Source organism: Thalassovita mediterranea (assembly GCA_019448215.1).
GTDB lineage: Bacteria > Pseudomonadota > Alphaproteobacteria > Caulobacterales > Hyphomonadaceae > Henriciella.
This window is the reverse complement of sequence record CP080408.1, coordinates 2,190,156-2,209,799: the sequence shown is the minus strand read 5'-3', so window position 1 is coordinate 2,209,799 and position 19,644 is coordinate 2,190,156. Positions and strand designations below refer to the sequence as shown.

Sequence of the window (19,644 nt, the reverse complement as noted above, 5' to 3'; positions counted from 1 at the left end):
TGATGTGACGCCTCCCTTTCAGGGAAGAGACCATAGTTTCCGGCAGGCTGGCAACGCCTGGCCGTTCGGACGTGTTTGAGAGATGCGAAATTCACAAGCTCTATCCCCCATGAAGACGGGTGAGCTTGACTCTTTTGCTCCAGAACAAAATAAGAACATATGAAGTCCAGAGCCCTCGATATTCCCGGCGTCTTCCGGCTTGGTGATACGCGCAGAAAGCCAGACCAGAGCTTTCCGCTCAACCTTGGCCGTGAGGGCGTGCATGAGATCTGCGAAGCGCGTCATGGCGACATGGCCGCCATGACAGGCTTTGCCTTGGCTGCAGCGCGCCCGCCCGCAGGCGCGGTCTTCTGGGTTCGTCAGTTCGGCCTTGCGCGTGAGCATGGTGATCTTCTCCATGCCGGTCTTTCCAGCCTCACCCAGTGTCCGGCCGGCCTTCTGTCTGTGCAGACCCGGAAGGCGAGCGATGCCCTCTGGGCCAGCGAAGAAGCCATCTCGTCAGGCGCTGTCGGGCTTGTCATCGCTGAAATCGAGACGCTGGACTTTACCGCCTCTCGCCGCCTGACGCTCGCCGCCAGCCGGCATGGCATTCCGCTTATCCTTCTATTGCCCTGGCGGCGGGAGGGGACAAGCGCGGCGACCGCCCGTTGGCGGGTCGCTTCGCGGCCATCGGGGCCCAATGCCTTCGATGCCCGCGCTCCGGGCGCCAGCCGCTGGCAGGCCGTCCTGGAGAAGTCCAGGCAAGCTCCGCAAATGGCGGGGCGCGTGTTCAACATCGAGCTCGACCATGAAACGCTATCTCTCCGTGTGGTTTCCGGGCTGGCCGCTCACGCGCCTGCGCCGCGCGCGGCGCCAGCCGACATCGGCCTCAGCCAGGACCCGCCCCGGCGAAAAACCGGCTGAACCGGCCCGCAAACCCTTCGTCCTCGTCGAGGATGGCGGCCATGGCCTGCGCGTTGCGGCGGCCAATGCCTCTGCGCGCGCGCTTGGCATATCGGCAGGCCTCGGCTTTACCGATGCGCGCGCCCGCTGCCCGGACCTCCTGCATGAGGATATCGACCGTGAGGCTGACCGCGCTGCGCTGGAGCGGATTGGCGACTGGATGGTGCGCCTTTCCCCTATCGTTGCCATTGACGGCGATGACGGGCTGATGATCGAGACCACGGGCTGCGACCATCTTCATGGCGGAGAAGAAGCCATGATGGAGACTGTGGCCGCCCTGCTTGAGAAGAATGCCATCCCCCACCGGCTCGGCCTTGCCAGTACGCCGGGGGCGGCCAGCGCTCTCGCGCGCGACTGGCCGGGACACATCCTTGCCGATGGCGAGGAAGCCGCAGGCCTTGCTGAGCTTCCCATCAGTGCGCTGCGCCTGTCGCAAGAGGCCGAGACCCTGCTCAAGCGGTTTGGCCTTCGCCGGATCGGCCAGCTTTACGGAATTGATCGCAAGGCGCTGGGACGGCGTTTCCAGTCACGCGCGGCAGGTGATGCGGTCCTCCTGCGGCTCGATCAGGCGCTTGGCCTTCGCCGCGAACCGCTCACGCCGCTGACCGAAGCCCCCTCGCATATCACCCGCCTGCCCTGCCCGGAGCCATTGCTCGCAACCGAAGGCGTCCAGAGCGGGCTTGAACAGCTGGCAGATGAGCTTTGTGTGAAGCTGACCGGGCTTGGGCAGGGCGCGCGCGCCTTTGCCTTTCACGCCTTTCGCGCCGATGGTGAGGTGAGCTCTGTGTCGGTCACGCTTGCCCGGCCCGTGCGCACGCCAAAGCATATCCTGCGGCTCTTTTCGGAAAAGCTGGACCAGATCGACCCCGGCTTTGGCATTGATCTTCTGATGCTGGAGGCAAGACGGACCGGGCCGATGGATATCAGCGCGCCCGCGCTTTCCGGTGACCTTGCCGCCAGCGACACAGACCCTGTCCTCCTCTCTGCCCTCGCAGACAGGATTACCGCCAAGCTCGGCGAAGGCACTGTGAAAGTCACTGAGGCGCATGAGAGCCATTTGCCGGAGCAGGCAGAGCGCAAGGCAGGCTTTGATGGTGAGCTGCCAGCCCCTGCCATCGCCCCTGCCGACCACGGGCCAAGACCGATCCGCCTGATAGACCCGCCTGAGGAGATAAAAGTCCTCGCCGAAGTGCCCGATGGGCCGCCCTTGCGCTTTATCTGGCGGCGCGTGCCGCATGCCGTAACGCGGGCTGACGGGCCAGAACGGCTTGCGCCTGAGTGGTGGACATGGACGGCTCCGCCGCCGCCCTCTGTCAGCCCTGAAGGCATTGACCGCAAATGGCTGAAGCCCAAGCTCGACCCGCGCGCGGATGCGGCGCTGATTGCAAAGATCCGGGCAGAACTTGAAGCTGCCGACCCGGGCGAACCTGTCTCCAACCTGCCGCGGGCACGGGACTATTACCGGATCGAGGATGATGAGGGCCGCCGCTTCTGGCTGTTCCGGCAAGGCCTCTATGAGGATGGGCGTGGCGGCGCGCCGCTCTGGTTCATGCATGGGCTGTTCGCATGACCGTATATGCCGAACTCGCCGTCACCACGAATTTCTCTTTCCTGCGGGGGGCAAGCCATCCCGAAGAGCTGGTCGCGCAGGCAAAGGGGCTTGGGCTTCACGCCATCGGGGTGGCTGACCGCAACACTCTCGCGGGCGTCGTGCGCGCCCATCTTGCGGCAAAAGACTATGAGATGCGCCTTCTGGTCGGTGCGCGCCTTATCACGACAGACGGGTTCGACCTTATCGCCTATCCGCAGGACAGGGACGCCTATGGCCGTCTTTCCCGGCTGCTGTCCGAAGGAAAACTGCGGGCGGAGAAAGGCGACTGCCATATCACGCTGGAAGATGTGATTGCCCACGCTGAGGGACAGGTCTTCATCGCCATGCCGCCGCCCCGCCCCGATGAGACTTACAGGCTGCGGCTTGAATGGCTGCGCGCCCAGTGGGGTGACCGGCTCTATCTCGGTGCCCGCTATGGGTTTCAGGGTCAGAACCGCGAGCGGATCGCCCGCCTCGCAGACCTTGGATTCAAGGCTGGCGGGGTGCCGATTGTGGCGGTGAATGATGTTCTCTATCACGCTGCCGAGCGCCGTCCGCTGCAGGATGTCGTGACCTGTATCCGCGAGCATTGCACCGTGGATGAAGCGGGCTTCCGGCTGGAGGCAAATGCTGAGCGGCACTTGAAGCCCGCAGAAGAAATGGCACGCCTTTTCAGGGGGTTTGAGCCTGCCCTTCGCAGGACAGTTGAGATTGCAGAGCGGTGCAAGTTCTCGCTCGATGAGCTTGCCTATGAGTATCCCGATGAGCCTGTGCCGCCCGGCAAAACACCTCAGGAGCATATCGAAACACTGGCCTGGGACGGTGCATCCTGGCGGTATCCTGATGGTGTTCCAGAGGGTGTAAAAAAAGCCATCCGAAAAGAGCTGACCCTGATCGGGGAGCTTAACTACGCGCCCTACTTCCTGACGGTCCATGACATCGTCGCCTGGGCCAGAAAGCAGGGCATCCTCTGCCAGGGTCGCGGCTCTGCAGCCAATTCGGCGGTCTGTTACTGCCTCGGCATTACCAGCGTCGACCCGTCTGTGACGCGCCTCCTCTTTGAGCGCTTCCTGACCAAGGAAAGGCGCGAGCCACCAGATATCGATGTCGATTTCGAGCATGAGCGGCGCGAGGAAGTCATCCAGTATGTCTATCGCCGCTATGGCCGTCACAAGGCGGCGCTGACGGCGACAGTGATCTCTTACCGGCCACGCTCGGCTGTGCGCGAAGTCTGCAAGGCGCTGGGCCTGTCGCAGGACATTGCCTCTGCGCTAGCGGGCACGGTTTGGGGCAGTTTCGGGTCTGATGTGAAGGAGAAGCAGATCCGGCAGGCAGGCCTCGACCCGACCAATCCTGTGATCCGGCGCGCCGTGCAGCTGACCCGCCAGCTGATCGGTTTTCCCCGCCACCTTTCCCAGCATGTCGGCGGCTTTGTCCTGACGCGCGGCCCGCTGGTCGAGACCGTGCCGATCGGCAATGCGGCGATGGATGAGCGTACCTTTATCGAGTGGGATAAGGACGACATCAGCGCCCTCAACATCATGAAAGTGGATGTGCTGGCACTCGGCATGCTGACCTGTATCCGCAAGGCCTTCGACCTTCTGCGGCTTCACAAGGGGCTCGACTATTCGCTGGCGACCGTCCCGCAGGAGGATGAGGCGACCTATGACATGCTGTGCAAGGGCGACAGTCTGGGCGTCTTCCAGGTGGAGAGCCGGGCGCAGATGAACATGCTGCCGCGCCTTCGCCCGCGTGTCTTCTATGACCTTGTCATCGAGGTCGCGATTGTCCGGCCCGGCCCCATTCAGGGCGATATGGTCCACCCTTATCTGCGCCGCCGCAACGGACAGGAGACGGTGACCTATCCATCCCCTTCCCCGAAGTATGGCCCGGCAGATGAGCTCGAAACCATCCTGAAGCGGACCAATGGCGTGCCACTTTTTCAGGAGCAGGCGATGCAGATCGCAATGGATGCGGCTAAATTCTCTGCCGATGAGGCCAATGGCCTCCGCCGTGCCATGGCGACCTTCAGGAAGGTCGGCACTATCCAGAATTATGAAGAGCTGATGGTCGAGCGCATGGTCGCGCGCGGCTATGAGCGAACCTTTGCCCAGCGCTGTTTCGACCAGGTGAAGGGGTTTGGCGAATATGGCTTTCCCGAAAGCCACGCAGCCTCATTTGCGCTTCTGGTCTATGTCTCATCCTGGCTGAAATGCCATCACCCGGACGTCTTCTGCGCCGCGCTTCTCAACAGCCAGCCGATGGGTTTCTACGCCCCGGCGCAGATTGTCCGCTGCGCGCAGGAGCATGGCGTCGAAGTCCTCGAAGCGGATGTGAACCTGTCTGACTGGGATAATATTTTGGAGCCTCGTGAGCTTTCTGCTCGGGGCTATTCGTCACCTGAAGGTGACGGCCCCTGCGCCTGCGCGGTCGCTTGTGAGGTGGATGACCTCTACGGCCCGACCGGGCCGGGCGCAGCAGGCCCGAGCCGAAAGCGAGGAACAGCCTGCGAGCATACTCACCAAAAATACGCCGTGCGTCTTGGCTTTCGCCAGATTGACGGGCTGCGTGAGGATGAGATGGAAGCCATGATGGAGGTGCGTGGCGGCGGGTTTGAGCGCCCGGAGGATATTCGCCGGCGGTCCGGCATGACCCGGCGCGCCATGGAGCTGCTGGCGGCGGCAGATGCCTTCCGGTCGATGGGGCTGGACCGGCGTGAGGCGCTATGGGCGTCTCGCGGGGAGGCCGCTGGCAAGACGCTGCCTCTCTTTGCGGCCGCCGACACAGCTGAACAGGGCGGCGAGGCGGCAACGCCCCTGCCCCGGATGCCGTCTTCAGAACACGTGCTGCAGGATTACCAGACGACGCGCCTGTCGCTGAAAGCCCACCCCATGTCCTTCCTGCGCGAGCATTATGCCTCCATGCGGACGCTGAGCACGCGTGAAGCCTCTGACCTGCCAAACGGGGCGCGGGTGCAGACAGCCGGTATCGTGCTGGTGCGCCAGAGACCCGGCTCTGCCAGCGGGGTCTGCTTCATCACGATCGAGGATGAGACGGGTATCGCAAACCTCGTCGTCTGGCCGAACGTGTTTGAGCGGTTCCGGGCCGTCGTCATGGGGGCGCGGATCATCTTGGTCAAAGGGCGTATCCAGCGGGCCGAAGGGGTCACCCACCTGGTCGCAGAACAGCTGATCGACCGCACCGATGATCTCAGCCTGCTGTCAGAGAATACACTTCGCGATCCAATGAAGGGCGTGCTTTCGAATGCGGACGAGGTGGTCAAACCCATTCCAGAGCGGCGCGGGCCGGGCCGACGGCCAGCGCACACCCATCCGCGCAATGTGCGCATCATTCCCAATAGCCGCGACTTCCATTGATATGGCTGCAGAATAAGCGTTGTCGTGTCTCGCCTTTTCACACAGCTGCCCTATCTGGCGCTGTGGCAGAAGGTGTAAGGTAAAATACCGCAATTTTGCCGTGCAAACAGGTATCTCCGCGCAACCGCGATTGGCGGCGTGCGGTCTACTCAGGGTCAGACGTGTTTAACAACTCGATCAGAATTGCCGCTTTGACAGCCGCACTCATCGTGGGCGCCTGTCAGGGCGAAGAGGGAAGCGAGCCACCGCAGCAGCGCGCGCCTCAGGCCGTCAATATTGTTCCGCACGAAGTCGGATACGAAACAGATACGGTACGTGTCGAAGCCGTCGGCACGGCGAGAGCCCGCGCCTCAGCGACGATACAGGCCGAAGTCGCCGGAGAAGTCGTCGCGGTGAACTTCACCGCAGGCGACAAGGTTTCCCGCGGCGCTGTCCTCATCCGGCTTGAATCACGCGCTGAACAGCTCGCGGTCGAACAGGCTGAAGTCGCGCGTGCAGACGCGCAGCGGCTTATTGATCGCTACAATCGTGTGTCCACACCCGGTGTGATCGCCGGCAACGAACTCGACCGCGCCGAAGCCGCTTATGACGCGGCTGATATCCAGCTGAGCATTGCGCGCGATGCGCTGGACGACCGTACGATCCGCGCGCCATTCAGCGGCTATGTCGGCCTTACAGATATCGACCCCGGTGCGCGCATTACGCCGGACACTGTCCTGACGCGTCTGGATGACCGCGACGTGCTCTATGTCGACTTCCCGGTGCCAGAACAGACGTTCGGCCGCATCAGCGCCGGAGATATTTTCCAAGTCGAGCCGTTTTCCAATCCGGACATGACCTATGAGGCCGAAGTCCTGACGGTCGACAGCTCCATCGACACACAGACCCGTGCCTATACGGTGCGAACCGCCATCGACAATTCCGAAGACCAGCTTCGGCCCGGCATGAGTTTCCGTATCGGGTTCGAACTGCCGGGACAGCAATACCCGTCCGTTCCGGAAGCCTCTATCGTCTGGGGCGGTGACGGCGCTTTTGTCTGGGCTGTCAGAGACGGCGAAACCGCACGCGTCCCCGTAACGATTGTCAACCGGATGGATGGCATGGTGCTGGTTCGCGGCGACATCCCTGAAGGCAGCTGGATTGTCGAGGAAGGCGTCCAGAAAGTTCGTCAGGGCACGCCGGTCGACATGCCAGCAACAGGACGCGGTGCCCGCGCCGTTGCAGGCGATGGACTTTCAGTGGGCGGTCAGGCGGCCGCACAGCCATGACACCGCCGGGTCAGGGTTTGCCGGGACTAGCTGTTCGCCGCCCCATGATGGCGGCGGTTCTGAACCTGCTGATCGTGATTGCAGGTCTTGCGGCTATCCTCGGCGTGGAAGTGCGCGAATTGCCGGACGTGGACCGGCCCATCGTTTCAGTACGCGCGACCCTTCCAGGCGCGGCGCCAGAGACGATTGACGCAGAGGTCACCAGCATCCTTGAAGGCGCCGTGGCGACGGTATCCGGCGTCAAGGAAATCCAGTCCTCAAGCGAGGAAAATAGCGCCCGCATGCGGATTGAGTTCAATCCGGGCGTAGACCTCGACACGGCAGCGTCAGACGTTCGCGAGGCCGTCAGCCGTGTGACACGTGAGCTTCCTGACCGGACAGAGAACCTGTTCGTGACCAAGGCAGATGATCAGGGCCAGTCGGTGCTGACCATCGCGGTCATCAGTGACGCCTATAGCGAAGAGGAACTTACGCGCATCGTCGAGAACGACATCATGCCGGAATTCCTGTCGATTGATGGCGTTGCCACGGTACAGCAATTTGGCACGCGCGAGCGACAGATGCGGGTGCTGGTCGATCCGCTGCGGCTGAACCGCTTCGGCCTTACCATTGCCGACGTCGCCGATGCACTGCGCGATGCGCCCTTCGATGTTCCGGTCGGCAGTTTCAGATCTGACAGTCAGGAACTGATCGTACGCGCGGAAGCGACGGCGGCGACGCCTGCGCTCATCAAGGACATCTATATTGAAGGCAATACAAAGATCGGGGATGTCGCCGAAGCTGTGCTTGGCCCAGCTGATGCCGATAACTTCCTGCGTCTGAACGGCGAGCCGATCATCGGTCTCGGCATCATCCGGCAGGCATCGTCGAACACGATCCAGATATCAGAGGCCGCGAAAGCCAAACTTCGCCAGCTCAATCGCCGCTTCGACGACATCGAATTGCAGGTCACCTCGGACGAGGCCGTCTTCATCGAAAAGTCTGTCGAGGAAGTCCTCACCAGTCTCGCCATCACAGTGCTGATCGTGGTGATCACGATCTGGGTGTTCCTCGGGTCCGTGAAGGCAACCATCATTCCCGCAGTGGCCATTCCGGTCTCTCTTGTCGGGACGATTGCGGGGATCTGGCTGCTTGGTTTCTCCATCAACCTGCTCACCCTGCTCGCGCTTGTTCTGGCAACCGGCCTCATCGTCGATGACGCGATCGTCGTGCTGGAGAACATCCAGCGGCGACAGTCTGAAGGCATTCGCAGGCGGGCCGCGGCCGTGCTGGGTACGCAGCAGGTCTTCTTTGCAGTCATCGCGACCACAGCTGTTCTGGTCGCGGTTTTCGTCCCGATTTCATTCCTGCCATCGACGACTGGCAGACTGTTCCGCGAGTTTGGCTTTGTGCTGTCTATTGCGGTGCTGATTTCGTCATTCGTGGCACTGACGCTCGCCCCGGCCATCGCCTCGAAATTCCGCTTCATTCCACGCGACCCAGCCGAGCGGAAGGATAGCTGGCTGGAGAAGCGCGGCCGCTCCATTTCCAACGCCTATGGAAGTGCGTTGAGCGCCTGCCTCGCTCACCCGATTATCGTTGGCATGGTCTGCCTTGGTGCCGCGGGTGCGGCAGGCCTTCTCTACACGTCGATTGATCAGGAACTCGTGCCGCCTGAAGACCGCGGCGTGGTCGAAGTGTTTGCAACAGGCCCTGATGGGGTGGGCCTTGCCTATATGGAAGGCGAAGCCGACGAGATCGAACAGGTCCTCCAGCCCTATATCGACGACGGCACCATCGAATCCCTCTTCACCATTGTGGGCCGGTATGACCCGAACCGCGTCGGTGTCACGGCGTGGCTTGCACCCTGGGAAGAGCGCACGCTCAGCCAGGAAGACATCATCTCCCAGCTTCAGGGACCGATGTCTGAAATTCCCGGTTCGCGCGTGTCGGTCTTTGGCCGCTCCAGCCTGTCGAGCCGCGGCGGTGGACGCGGCGGCGGCCTGCAGATTGCCATCACCGGCAGCGATTATAGCGAGATCTACACTGTTGCGCGTGAGCTTTCGGCCGCCATTGAAGATAGCGAAATCCTGTCCAACCCTGAGATTTCCTACCAGCCGACGCAGCCGCAGCTGTCCATCCAGGTTGATCGGCGCAGGGCTGCAGACCTGAATGTGCCGCTGGATGAGCTGTCCGTGACCTTGCGCGCGATGGTAGACGGCGAGGACCTCATTGACCTCAACGTCAACGACCAGGCCATTCCGATTATCCTTGAGTCCGAAACCGGAACGATCCGTGACCCGGGCGACCTTCAGAACCTCTATGTACGCTCCAATACCGGTAGCCTCGTGCCGATCTCGACGCTGACGACGATCCGGGAAGAAGGCGTTGCAGCTGAGCTGGACCGCACCGAGCAGCGGCGCGCTATCGAAGTCGAGATGGACACCCCGCCCGGCCTTGCGCTGGCCGATGCCATCGCGGAGATAGACAGGCTGACAGATGAAATCCTGCCGCCGGGCTTCGGCATGATACTGCAGGGCGAGGCCGCGACACTGGAAGAGAGCAATCAGGACTTGCTGCTGACCTATGGCTTTGCGTTCGTGATCGTTTTCCTCGTCCTCGTCGCCCAGTTCGAAAGCGTGACCAGCCCGGTCGTCATCCTGCTCAGCGTGCCATTCGCGCTCGCGGCCGCGATCTATGCCCTGTTCCTGACGGGCACCTCGCTCAACATCTATTCGCAGATCGGCCTGATCATGCTGATCGGCCTGATGGCGAAGAATGGTATCCTGCTGGTGGAGTTTGCCGATCAGCTGCGCGGCATGGGACGGAGCGTGCGCGATGCGGTCTTTGAGGCCGCGACCATTCGCCTGCGACCGATTGCGATGACGCTGATTTCGACCGTGCTCGGCGCGGTGCCGCTGATCATTTCAAGCGGTGCGGGCGCGGAGTCGCGCAACTCCATCGGTTGGGTCGTGTTTGGCGGGCTTGGCATTGCCGCGCTGTTCACCCTCTTCCTGACGCCGGTCATCTATCTTGGCGTCGCGCAATTCTCCAAGGCGCGCACCGCTGAGACGCGGGCGCTTGAGGACGAGCTGGAAGAAGCGCGCGGCAAGGCCAAGGAGCAGCCTGCCGAATAGGTCAGGACACCTTCGTCCAGAAACCAGCCCACGGGGCGAGTGTGTCCGGCATGTTGTCAGGCGCGCCTTCCAGATTGCAGGACGCCATCAGCTCGGCAGGCTGTGCACGAAGTTCATCCGGCATCTCGGCTTGCGAGTCCGACAGGTTGAAAACGCAACGGATTTCCTCGGCCTCATGACGGCGCATGAAAGCAAGGACGGGCGCCTCATCGTGCAGGAACTCGATCTCACCCAAACGTAGCGCGGGGGTGGCCTTCCGAAGCTTTACGAGTCGCCGAGTGATGTTGAGGCTGGAGGACGGGTCATCGGCTTGCGTGTCGAGGGCGAGCGCCTGATGGGCCGCGTCGACGGGAAGCCATGGCTTGGCAGTAGAGAAGCCTGCATTCGTCTCACCCGACTTCCATGGAAAGGGCGTTCGCGCGCCGTCGCGCCCAAGCGTGCGCGGCCAGTTGGCGATGGCTTCGGGGTCCTGAAGGTCTTCAAAGCCGACCTGGCCCTGAGGAAGGCCCAGCTCCTCGCCCTGATAGAGGAAGGCGTTTCCACGTAGCGACAGAAGCAGGAGAAGGAGCAGGTCTGCAGCTGCCTTGCAGTGCGGCGAGCTTGCCCAGCGTGACACCGCGCGTGGGGCGTCATGGTTTGAGAACGCCCAGCTTGGCCAGCCTTCGCCAGCCTCACCGCTCCATTGTTCGAGTGAGCGGCGCACGCGCGACGGGCTGATCGTCTGGGCGTAGAGAAAGTCGAAATTATAGGCCGAATGCAGCCGCCCCTCGCCTTCGGTGAAGGCCTTCATTTCCGGCACCGGATTGGGGCCGACGACCTCAGCGACGGAAAACCGGTCAGGATAAGCGTCGAGGCGGGCGCGCACGCGCTCCAGGAAGGCCGGAATTTCCGGCTGGGACATGTTGTAGAGATGGTCCTGCATGTCGAAGGGGCGGGTCACCTTTTCCATGGCGAGGCCGGATGGCGGATTGTCCCGCAACTCTGCGTCATGGATGGCGAAATTGATCGCATCAAGCCGGAAACCATCAACGCCCCGGTCCAGCCAGAAAGCCGCCGCATCGAGTAGCGCATCCTGAACCGCTCTGTTGCGGACATTGAGGTCCGGCTGGGAGGCGAGGAAGTTGTGCATGTAGTATTGCTGTCGTCGTCCATCCCATTCCCATGACGGACCGCCGAACACGGCCTGCCAGTTATTGGGCGGCGAGCCATCTGGCATCGGGTCCGCCCAGACATACCAGTCAGTCTTGTCGCCCTGCCTGCTTTCGCGGCTCTGCCTGAACCAGTCATGCGCGTCGGAGGTGTGCGAGTAGACCTGATCGATAATGACTTTGAGCCCGAGGTCATGCGCCTTGGCGATCAGCCGGTCAAAGTCTTCCAGCGAGCCGAAGAGCGGGTCCACGCCGCAATAGTCTGCGACGTCATAGCCGAAATCCTTCATGGGCGAGGTAAAGAAGGGCGACAGCCAGATCGCGTCGACACCGAGAGATGCGACATGGTCGAGGCCGCCTATGATGCCTTCAAGGTCCCCGACGCCGTCGCCATTGCTGTCTGCAAAGCTGCGCGGATAGATCTGGTAAATCGTGGCACCCTTCCACCAGGGCTGACTGTCTTCTGTCATGTCGGGTCACTAGCCTTTCATCGGGCGATGGGTGGTCCCATTCATTTCATGCGAAATCGTCAGAGGTAAAGCGACACCTGAACGACGCGTTGAGTTGACGCTACGTTCGCCTCTGAGGCTGCTTCACGAGCCCGCCGATTTCTGAGACGATGACGTCAAACATAAATGTGGGAGGAGAGCGCGATGCTCATCAATGTCAGCGAGACCGCACAGGAAGAGGCCAGCGTCCAGCGCGGCCACAAGTTCGAGCGCGCCTATCCTGTCGCCCCGGCGGCCGACCTCACTGATCTTGATCTCTTCACGAAAGGCCAGCCGTTCAGCGCCTTTGCAGAAATGCGCGAAAAGGCGCCTGTCTGCTGGCATGAAGAGGCCGAAGGCGCAGGCTTCTGGGCCCTTACCGGCTATCACGACGTCCGGGCGACGGAGCTCAACACTCAGTTATTCTCGTCCCAGAAGGGCGGCATCCTGATGAATTACGGGCATGCCGACGCGCGCCACCCCCTGCTCCACCGGGCATCGCTCGACGCCATGATCAACCTTGATCAACCCTACCATATGCCGCTTCGCCGTGAGCATATGCCCTTCTTCACGCCGGGCTATGTGGCAGAGCTACGTGAGCGCGTTGATGCCAAGGTGAGCGCGCTTCTCGATGCGATGGAGGCGAAGGCGCGCGATACGGGCAAGCCAATCGACATGGTGGAGGCGTTCTCTGCCGAGCTTCCCCTCTTCACCTTGTGCGAGATCCTCGGCGTCGCGGAAGCCGACCGACCCAAGCTCATCAAATGGATGCACTACCTGGAGGTCTCCGCTGACACGATGCGCAAGGGCGAAGCGATCGATCCGCAATTCTTCGGCGACTTCGTCAACAATGTGCTGGAGATGTTCGAGTACGGCAAACACGTCCTCCATGATCGCCGCAAGAATCCAAAGCCAGACCTTCTGTCCGCCATCGCCAATGCCAGGGTCGAAGGCGAACTCCTGTCCGATGAGATGCTGGACGGGTCGTGGCTGCTGATCGTGTTTGCGGGTAATGACACGACGCGCAATTCCCTGTCCGGCACGATGAAGCTTCTGACCGAGTTTCCAGAGCAGAAACAGATGCTTATCGAGGATCCGTCAAAGATCCAGAATATGGTGCATGAAGCGATCAGAATGGTCTCGCCGGTCATCTACATGCGCCGTACGGCGAGCGCAGATGCAGAGGTCAACGGGCAGAAAATCGCCGAGGGCGAAAAGGTCGTCATGTATTATGGCGCCGCAAACCGGGACCCGTCCGTCTTTGCTGATCCGGACCGGTTTGACGTGATCCGCGCGAACGCCAAGGACCATCTTGCCTTCGGCATGGGGCCGCATGTCTGTCTTGGCCAACGCGTTGCGAACATGCAGCTGGAAACTGCCTATCGTCAGATTCTGGCCCGTTATCCGAACGTCGAGTGGACGGGTGATATCGACATCGCACCCAACAATTTCGTGCATGCCATCTCGCGTCTCAGCATAGACTTGGGGCTTTCGCGGTAGATATACAAAACCTGTGGGTGATCATTTTCTTTGGCTTGTTAAGGTTTGATTTCCGTCAGAATGATAGAAATTGAAACGTCAAAGAGGTGGGGAAGAATCAGCCTTGGATCAGGCCATTGCAATCGGCTTTACGGTGCCGGCCATCGCGACTGCGATGTGCGCGATATTCCTGTGCTTCTGGTACTATAACCGCGAAGATCGTGCGGCGCTGGTTTTCGCCTTCGCCTTCACGATGTGTGCGGTCGGCTTCACCCTCAATCACTTTTTCCTGGCCAAGGAGTCGCTCGCGAACGCGGTGCTCCACAATGCGTGCTACGCCGCAGGATTGTACCTGCTGAGCGATGGCATTCACCGCGCCTTCGAAAAGGAAACGCCTCGGCGCGCACTGACCACCCTAGGCGTGATCAGCGTTATCGCCGCCGCGTTCATACAACTCAGCTTCGTCGGTCTTTCTGTCAGAATTATCACCATCAACTTCATCCATGGACTGATGCTGATCGTGTCTGCCTGGACACTTCGTGAAATCTGGAGCCGTTCATGGACGGGCACAGCTGTGCTCGCCGCCATGGCGCTTTGCATCATCAACTTCATTGTCGTTTCGCCCATCACCGTGCTTGGCAATACGATCCGCGATGACACCTTCTTCCAGTCAGCCTACTGGCAGATCATCAATCTGATCAGCATCTTTTCGGTGCTCGCCATGGGCGGTGCGCTGGTGTCCGTCTGCGTCATGCAACGGCTGGAAGCGCTGCGCGATGATGCTGAGAGCGATTTCCTCACCGGACTGAAGAGCCGCCGCGCCTTCGACCAGGCTGCCCGTCATTACTGTGAAGCCCGCTCAGGCGATTATGCGGCCTGCGTGATGATCATCGATCTCGACCACTTCAAGAATGTGAACGACGCGTATGGACACGCGGTCGGCGATACAGTCATTCGCGGGGTTGGCACCCTGCTCTCAGCAAAGACACGCATGAGCGATATGGTTGGGCGCATGGGCGGGGAAGAATTCTGCCTGGTGCTACCAGGGACCGATATGGCCGGCGCGAAGGTCCTCGGCGAACGCCTGCGCCTCGCTATATCCGAACTTCCCCTCGAAGGCGTTCCTGACGAGCTGAAAATCACAGCGAGTTTCGGCGTGGCAGAACTTGGCCGCCACATGCTGTTCGAGGATGCCTATCCGATTGCGGATGCTGCGCTTTACGCGGCCAAGTCTCTTGGGCGCAACCGCGTCGAATGTGCTGAGCGTCCGGCCAACACCGGAAAGCCGGTCCGCCGGAAGAAGCTGGAAAGCGTTCCCGGCATGGACGTAAATGGCGAGCGCCTCGCCTCCTGACACCGCGCCAGTCTGCAGGCTCGCCCCTGACCCGAGGTTAGACCTGTTCAGCGCTCCCCTCCCATGCTCTTTCAGGCGAAAGACAACCGAGGAGGATATTATGTCAGACAAGCCGGAAAGCGTTGGCAACGAAGTCACCTATGAGGTGAAGGATCATGTCGCCGTGGTCACGCTGAACCGCCCCGACAAGCGCAACGCCGTCAATGGTGCCGTCGCTGCCGCGCTGGGCTGGATCTGCGAGGAAACCGAGCGCGATGACGATGTGCGCGCCTGCATCCTGACCTCGTCGCTTGAATCGACTTTCTGCGCAGGCGCTGACCTGTCGGAAATCTCCAAGGGTAATGGCGCTGCCCTGTCGACCAAGAAGGGCGGCTTTGCGGGCTTTGTGAAATTCCCACGCACCAAGCCATGGATCGCAGCCGTTCGCGGCAATGCGCTCGCCGGTGGCTGTGAGCTGCCGCTCGCCTGCGACATGATCGTGGCCGCCGACAATTCGCGCTTCGGCCTGCCTGAAGTGAAACGCGGTATCTTTGCCGGTGCAGGCGGGGTGTTCCGCCTGCCACGTGCCCTGCCCCGCAACATTGCGCTGGAGATCGTTGCGACCGGTGACCCGCTTCCAGCCGAGCGCCTGTACCAACTCGGCCTGGTCAACCGCATGGTGGCTTCCGACAAGGTGCTGGATGAAGCGAAATCACTGGCGGCCCAGATCGGCGTGAATGCGCCGCTCGCGGTTCGCAAGAGCCTTGAGGTCGCGCGTCAGGCCTATGACGGCACCGAAAGCGACCTCTGGAAGGCGTCCAACGAGGCGTCCGCCATCGTTTTCTCAAGCGAAGACGCAAAGGAAGGCCCGCGCGCCTTCCTCGAAAAGCGCGCACCTGTCTGGAAAGGCAAATAGCGCCGCGGGTTCGCAAACGGACCTTTTAAACAGAAAAACCCCCGCATCAGGCGATGCGGGGGTTTCTTTTTGGCTAGAGCCCAAACGGGCCGGACGATGAGTTACCAGGCGGCCTGGAAGCCAACGCGGGCCCCCGTGCTTCCGCGGTCGACGCCCTTCGCAATACCGGCATTAAGCTGCCAGGTCGGGTTGAGACGGAACGCTGCCGCCATGGCGAGCGCACCTTCCTCGTCATAGTGACCATAGCCACCGCTGAGAGCGAATTGCTTGCCTTCCGGAACAAACGGCGTGTCGAGCGCGATGGCTGCTGCAATACCGCCGCGATTGTCGCGGATATCGTCAGCGTACTGGCCGAGCAGACGCGTATTCTGCGCGAGCCCCGAAGACAGGGTGTAGTCAGCCGCGAGGTTGCCATTGCGGTCGGTGGTCACCACACCAAGCTCACCCGACTGGGCAGCCGTGCTGGCGGCAGAGTTCAGACCCGCGAAATTGTAGGTCGCATCGGAGCCACCAATCGCGATCTGGTTATCGGCCATTGCCGTTGCGCCGTTACCGATTGCGATGGAGTTGGCACCAACTGCAGAGGTCTGGTTACCGATAGCGACGGAGCCCGCACCGCTGGCATTGGCTGCTTCGCCAACTGCTGTGGAGCGCACGCCAGATGCCGTGGCCAGGTGACCGAAGGCATGCGCGCGTTCAGCCGTTGCTGCCGAGCGCCAACCATACGCGGTTGCCGCCGTCGCATTTGCAACGGACTCGCCGCCGACAGCCGTCGAGGAGGTGCCGCTTGCAATGGCTTCGGTACCCATGGCGACCGCGTCCTGACCGGATGCGACGGCAAGGTTGCCCTGTGCGATGCTTTCGAGGCCTGAAGCAGTGGCCGCTTCACCGACGGCAAGCGAACGAACGCCCGACGCATTGGCAAGGTGACCAAAGGCCTGCGCACGCTCTGCTGTTGCTTCTGAACGCCAGCCATAAGCGCTTGCGCCCGGGCCCATTGCCACGGCCTGACCACCTACAGCCGTCGTGGACGGACCGCTAGCGACGGTGGCCCGGCCGGTTGCACCGTCACGGTTGCCGCCGATTGCGATTGCATCGCCGCCATTCGCTTCGGCTGTGTTGCCGATGGCGATTGCGTTCGTGTCGGTCGCGGATGACTGGTTGCCAAGCGCCACGGACTGATCACCCGAAGCGGTCGCCGCTTCACCTACAGCAGTAGATCTGACGCCGGATGCATTTGCGAGGTGACCGAAGGCCTGCGCGCGTTCTGCGGTGGCCTGTGACTGCCAGCCGACAGCGGTTGTGCCAGCGGCGGTTGCATCACTTTCACCGCCAAGCGCGGTCGAGGACGTGCCTGACGCGTTTGCCTCTGTACCTACGGCGACGCCATCGGTTCCTGAGGCGTTTGCGAGATTGCCAGCGGCGAAGCTCTCAAGACCGCTGGCCGTGGCCGCTTCACCGACAGCCGTCGAGCGGACCCCGGATGCGGTCGCGAGATGGCCGATGGCGTGCGCGCGCTCAGCGGTCGCCGAAGATTGCCAGCCAAAGGCTGTGGCGGCTGTACCCGTTGCGTTGGACTCTCCACCGACTGCGGTGGTCGATGTGCCTTCTGCATTCGAATCAGTACCGACGGCGAGGGCGTCGGAGCCATCAGCGTCTGCGTTTACGCCGCATTCAAGCGAGGTCGCATCGACAGCGCCTGTGTTACAGTCTGGGGTCGCATCAGCCGAAGCCGTGGTGATTGGCAGAACCGCCCAGCTTGCACCTGCAAGCGTGAGTGCACTGACGGTTTTCTTGAGATTGGAGAGTCGCATATTTGCCTTCCCTGTTTCCTCTTGGGACCGGCATGGTCGAGGTAACATGCCGGCTTCAGGCGCGCGCCTGACGCTTCAGCTACGACAGAGAGACGCGGCGGGGTGCAGGCATTGGCAAAATTTTGAACTTTTTTCGTTCGACTGGTTTATCGCGCCGATCAGGCGGGTGGCGGGCCTATCAGACGCTGACATCCTGTCACCGACAGCGCCAATCACCCGAAAGTTACCAATCACGGGTTTACTTTTGTCCGCACGATCTAGTTCATTGGGCAGTGTGAGGGGTGCCCATGAGCAAACCAGAGTTCGCAAAACTCAATCTCGACCTGACGATGGCCCTGGCGGCCTGCGCCGAGGGCGATGCTGCGGCGTTCAAGGAAGTCTACCGTCTGACGGCCCCGAAATTCTTCGCCATCCTCAAAAGCCAGCTGAAGGACGCCGAAGCCGCGAAGGATGTGCTTCAGGAAGCCTATGTCTCCATCTGGAAGAATGCCCACCGGTTCGATGCCGACAAGGGCAACGCCTTTACGTGGATGCTGGTCATCATGCGCAATCGCGGGCTCGACCGGCTTCGGGCTGAAGCACGCGCCCCCGTGACGGAAGAGATTGCGGAAACCGTGCCCGATAGCACTGCCCGCCCTGAACAGCAGGCGCGTACCCAGCACCTCGGGCTCTTACTCGAGCGACATCTGGCAAAGCTGCCTGAGCAGGTCTCGCTATCGATCTCGCTAAATGTGGTTCAGGGAATGACCTGCCGTGAGATTGGCCACATCCTGGAAGTGTCACCAAATACGGTGAAAGCCTGGGTCCGGCGAGGCTTGAAGAAGCTGCGCGCGGACATGCCTGTCGATAGCGTCAGCGCAGTACTCTAAAACTTCAAAGATTACTGAAAATCAGATCGGGCTGACCGCACCGGTGAACACAACCGGCCCGGTTGGACCAGCCTCTGGCGAGCCTCCTTCCGGCTCCACGCTGATTGCGAGCGTATCAGACCCGGCAGCAAGCTCTGTCGCGATGGACAGGTTGATGACGCCATCATCTGACAGCTCTGTTAGAAGGCCGAGCGACTGCGGCGCATCGAGCCCTTCGCGCAGAAGCCAAAGCTGCCACACGCCATCGGCGGGTGGCTGGACATTGGTCAGGCGGCCCGTGATCTGATTGCTGTCCTTGTCATAAAGGAGCACGACAACGGTCGGGGCCTCCTCGCCTGACGTCATCAGCGTCAGCAGCTCTTCCTGGACGCTGGCGACTTCTACAGGTGCAGGCGCCGGCGTTTCGGCATCCGGAATGGAATGCACTGCCAGCGAACCAACCGCCAGAATGAGCGACGCGGCTGTCGCATATTGCCAGGGCCGCTCTGGATGGCGGCGGGCTTTGGAGCTGCGGCGCCGCCTGACACGCTGAGGCGCTTCAGGCACGGGCGTTGGTGCTACGGCACTTGGTGCAGGCTCCGCACCGGTGATCTGAACCATGATGTCGTCCAGCAAACCTTCAGGCGGCTCAGCGTCTTCGCTCAGCGAGCTCAGCGGCGACAGGAATTCCTCCATCTCCGCCACCAGGGTCCGGAAGCTCTGATCTTCAGCGTAAAGACGCTTGAACTCCGCGAGCTCGCCTGCATCGGCGTGCCCGAGGATGACAGCGCTGGCGAGTTCCTGGCGCTTGTTCGGGGTCATGTCGCTCATTGTGCGCCCCCCGATCTGCGGCAGGCGATTTCAGCGAGGCGCGCGCGAACGTCTGCGACCGGCACACCTGTCCGGCTGGCAATCTGTTCGATGCTCTCGAAATTGAGATACGCTGCGGTCAGCATCTCCCGGTCGGCCTCGCTCAATTCTTCCAGGGCGGACATATCCATGTGAGGCGCCCCATCAGAGGGCGCGTTTGGCACATGATGTAAGAGTTCGCCATTGCTTGCATCACTGAAACGAATATCGATCGCTATTTGGTGCGCAATTGCAGCAATAAAATGCATGTAATCGCACCCGGACGCAGGTATCGATGCATGATTTTTCCATAAGCGCAGATATGTGGTGGTGAGTGCGCGCTGCGCAAGCTCCGGCGTTTTCAGGAGCGCGACGAGCTTGCCGTAGATTTTCGGAGAGGTAAGCGCAAACACCTGCTTCATCGCCTCGGCATGGCCTTGGCCGAGCGCGCGCATGGCGTCATTCAACTGTTCGC

General features: G+C 61.5%; 13 protein-coding genes. 9 read left to right on the top strand and 4 right to left on the bottom strand.

The features are described from left to right. Positions 1-159: 159 nt before the first annotated feature. The 5 genes from KUV46_10885 (at position 160) to KUV46_10865 (ending at position 10,294) form a co-directional block, all read left to right on the top strand. Entirely contained in the window at positions 160-903 is a 744-nt protein-coding gene (locus KUV46_10885) for a hypothetical protein (GenBank protein ID QYI99847.1), read from the top strand. Next, positions 788-2,512 carry a DNA polymerase Y family protein gene (locus KUV46_10880; protein QYI99846.1) on the top strand — a complete coding sequence of 575 codons (1,725 nt, stop codon included), beginning with the start codon at positions 788-790 and terminating at the stop codon, positions 2,510-2,512. Before KUV46_10885 ends, KUV46_10880 begins: the two co-directional genes overlap by 116 nt. Beyond that, positions 2,509-5,910: an error-prone DNA polymerase gene (locus KUV46_10875; protein ID QYI99845.1), complete on the top strand. Its 3,402-nt coding sequence runs from the start codon at positions 2,509-2,511 to the stop codon at positions 5,908-5,910. The genes KUV46_10880 and KUV46_10875 overlap by 4 nt, the downstream gene beginning before the upstream one ends. Positions 5,911-6,101: 191 nt before the next feature. Further along, positions 6,102-7,178: an efflux RND transporter periplasmic adaptor subunit gene (locus tag KUV46_10870; GenBank protein QYI99844.1), complete on the top strand. Its 1,077-nt coding sequence runs from the start codon at positions 6,102-6,104 to the stop codon at positions 7,176-7,178. Then, the gene (locus tag KUV46_10865; GenBank protein QYI99843.1) at positions 7,175-10,294 is read left to right on the top strand and encodes an efflux RND transporter permease subunit; all 3,120 of its coding nucleotides are present in this window, start codon (positions 7,175-7,177) and stop codon (positions 10,292-10,294) included. Before KUV46_10870 ends, KUV46_10865 begins: the two co-directional genes overlap by 4 nt. A gap of 1 nt (position 10,295) precedes the next feature. Here the strand turns inward: KUV46_10865 and KUV46_10860 are convergent, their stop codons facing one another. Then, positions 10,296-11,912, bottom strand: a complete 1,617-nt coding sequence (locus tag KUV46_10860) for an alpha-glucosidase family protein (protein QYI99842.1) — start codon at positions 11,910-11,912, stop codon at positions 10,296-10,298. Positions 11,913-12,095: 183 nt separating this feature from the next. On the opposite strand from KUV46_10860, the gene KUV46_10855 reads away from it, so the two are divergent. From KUV46_10855 to KUV46_10845, 3 genes are all read left to right on the top strand, one after another. Then, entirely contained in the window at positions 12,096-13,430 is a 1,335-nt protein-coding gene (locus tag KUV46_10855; protein QYI99841.1) for a cytochrome P450, read from the top strand. A 103-nt stretch (positions 13,431-13,533) separates the two neighbouring features. Then, complete coding sequence (locus KUV46_10850; protein QYI99840.1) at positions 13,534-14,763, top strand: GGDEF domain-containing protein; 1,230 nt, start codon at positions 13,534-13,536, stop codon at positions 14,761-14,763. 100 nt (positions 14,764-14,863) lie between these two features. After that, positions 14,864-15,658, top strand: a complete 795-nt coding sequence (locus tag KUV46_10845) for a crotonase/enoyl-CoA hydratase family protein (GenBank protein ID QYI99839.1) — start codon at positions 14,864-14,866, stop codon at positions 15,656-15,658. 101 nt (positions 15,659-15,759) lie between these two features. Here the strand turns inward: KUV46_10845 and KUV46_10840 are convergent, their stop codons facing one another. Continuing rightward, the gene (locus KUV46_10840; GenBank protein ID QYI99838.1) at positions 15,760-17,472 is read right to left on the bottom strand and encodes a YadA-like family protein; all 1,713 of its coding nucleotides are present in this window, start codon (positions 17,470-17,472) and stop codon (positions 15,760-15,762) included. 287 nt (positions 17,473-17,759) lie between these two features. Here KUV46_10840 and KUV46_10835 point away from each other — a divergent pair, with 287 nt between their 5' ends. Continuing rightward, a complete protein-coding gene (locus tag KUV46_10835) occupies positions 17,760-18,341 on the top strand; it encodes a sigma-70 family RNA polymerase sigma factor (protein QYI99837.1) in 582 nt (193 codons plus the stop codon). Between the two features lie 21 nt (positions 18,342-18,362). On the opposite strand, the gene KUV46_10830 is transcribed toward KUV46_10835, so the two are convergent. Then, positions 18,363-19,151 (bottom strand): anti-sigma factor, encoded by a 789-nt coding sequence (locus KUV46_10830; GenBank protein ID QYI99836.1) that lies wholly within the window; start codon positions 19,149-19,151, stop codon positions 18,363-18,365. After that, a complete protein-coding gene (locus KUV46_10825; protein ID QYI99835.1) occupies positions 19,148-19,624 on the bottom strand; it encodes a hypothetical protein in 477 nt (158 codons plus the stop codon). Before KUV46_10825 ends, KUV46_10830 begins: the two co-directional genes overlap by 4 nt. Between the last annotated feature and the right edge of the window lie 20 nt (positions 19,625-19,644).

What these genes read in the sequence shown, in the direction of transcription:
- KUV46_10885 (QYI99847.1), top strand. Translation starts at nt 160, where the DNA reads ATGAAGTCCAGAGCCCTCGATATTCCCGGCGTCTTCCGGCTTGGTGAT.
- KUV46_10880 (QYI99846.1), top strand. Translation starts at nt 788, where the DNA reads ATGAAACGCTATCTCTCCGTGTGGTTTCCGGGCTGGCCGCTCACGCGC.
- KUV46_10875 (QYI99845.1), top strand. Translation starts at nt 2,509, where the DNA reads ATGACCGTATATGCCGAACTCGCCGTCACCACGAATTTCTCTTTCCTG.
- KUV46_10865 (QYI99843.1), top strand. Translation starts at nt 7,175, where the DNA reads ATGACACCGCCGGGTCAGGGTTTGCCGGGACTAGCTGTTCGCCGCCCC.
- KUV46_10860 (QYI99842.1), bottom strand. Translation starts at nt 11,912, where the DNA reads ATGACAGAAGACAGTCAGCCCTGGTGGAAGGGTGCCACGATTTACCAG.
- KUV46_10855 (QYI99841.1), top strand. Translation starts at nt 12,096, where the DNA reads ATGCTCATCAATGTCAGCGAGACCGCACAGGAAGAGGCCAGCGTCCAG.
- KUV46_10845 (QYI99839.1), top strand. Translation starts at nt 14,864, where the DNA reads ATGTCAGACAAGCCGGAAAGCGTTGGCAACGAAGTCACCTATGAGGTG.
- KUV46_10840 (QYI99838.1), bottom strand. Translation starts at nt 17,472, where the DNA reads ATGCGACTCTCCAATCTCAAGAAAACCGTCAGTGCACTCACGCTTGCA.
- KUV46_10835 (QYI99837.1), top strand. Translation starts at nt 17,760, where the DNA reads ATGAGCAAACCAGAGTTCGCAAAACTCAATCTCGACCTGACGATGGCC.
- KUV46_10830 (QYI99836.1), bottom strand. Translation starts at nt 19,151, where the DNA reads ATGAGCGACATGACCCCGAACAAGCGCCAGGAACTCGCCAGCGCTGTC.
- KUV46_10825 (QYI99835.1), bottom strand. Translation starts at nt 19,624, where the DNA reads ATGCGCGCGCTCGGCCAAGGCCATGCCGAGGCGATGAAGCAGGTGTTT.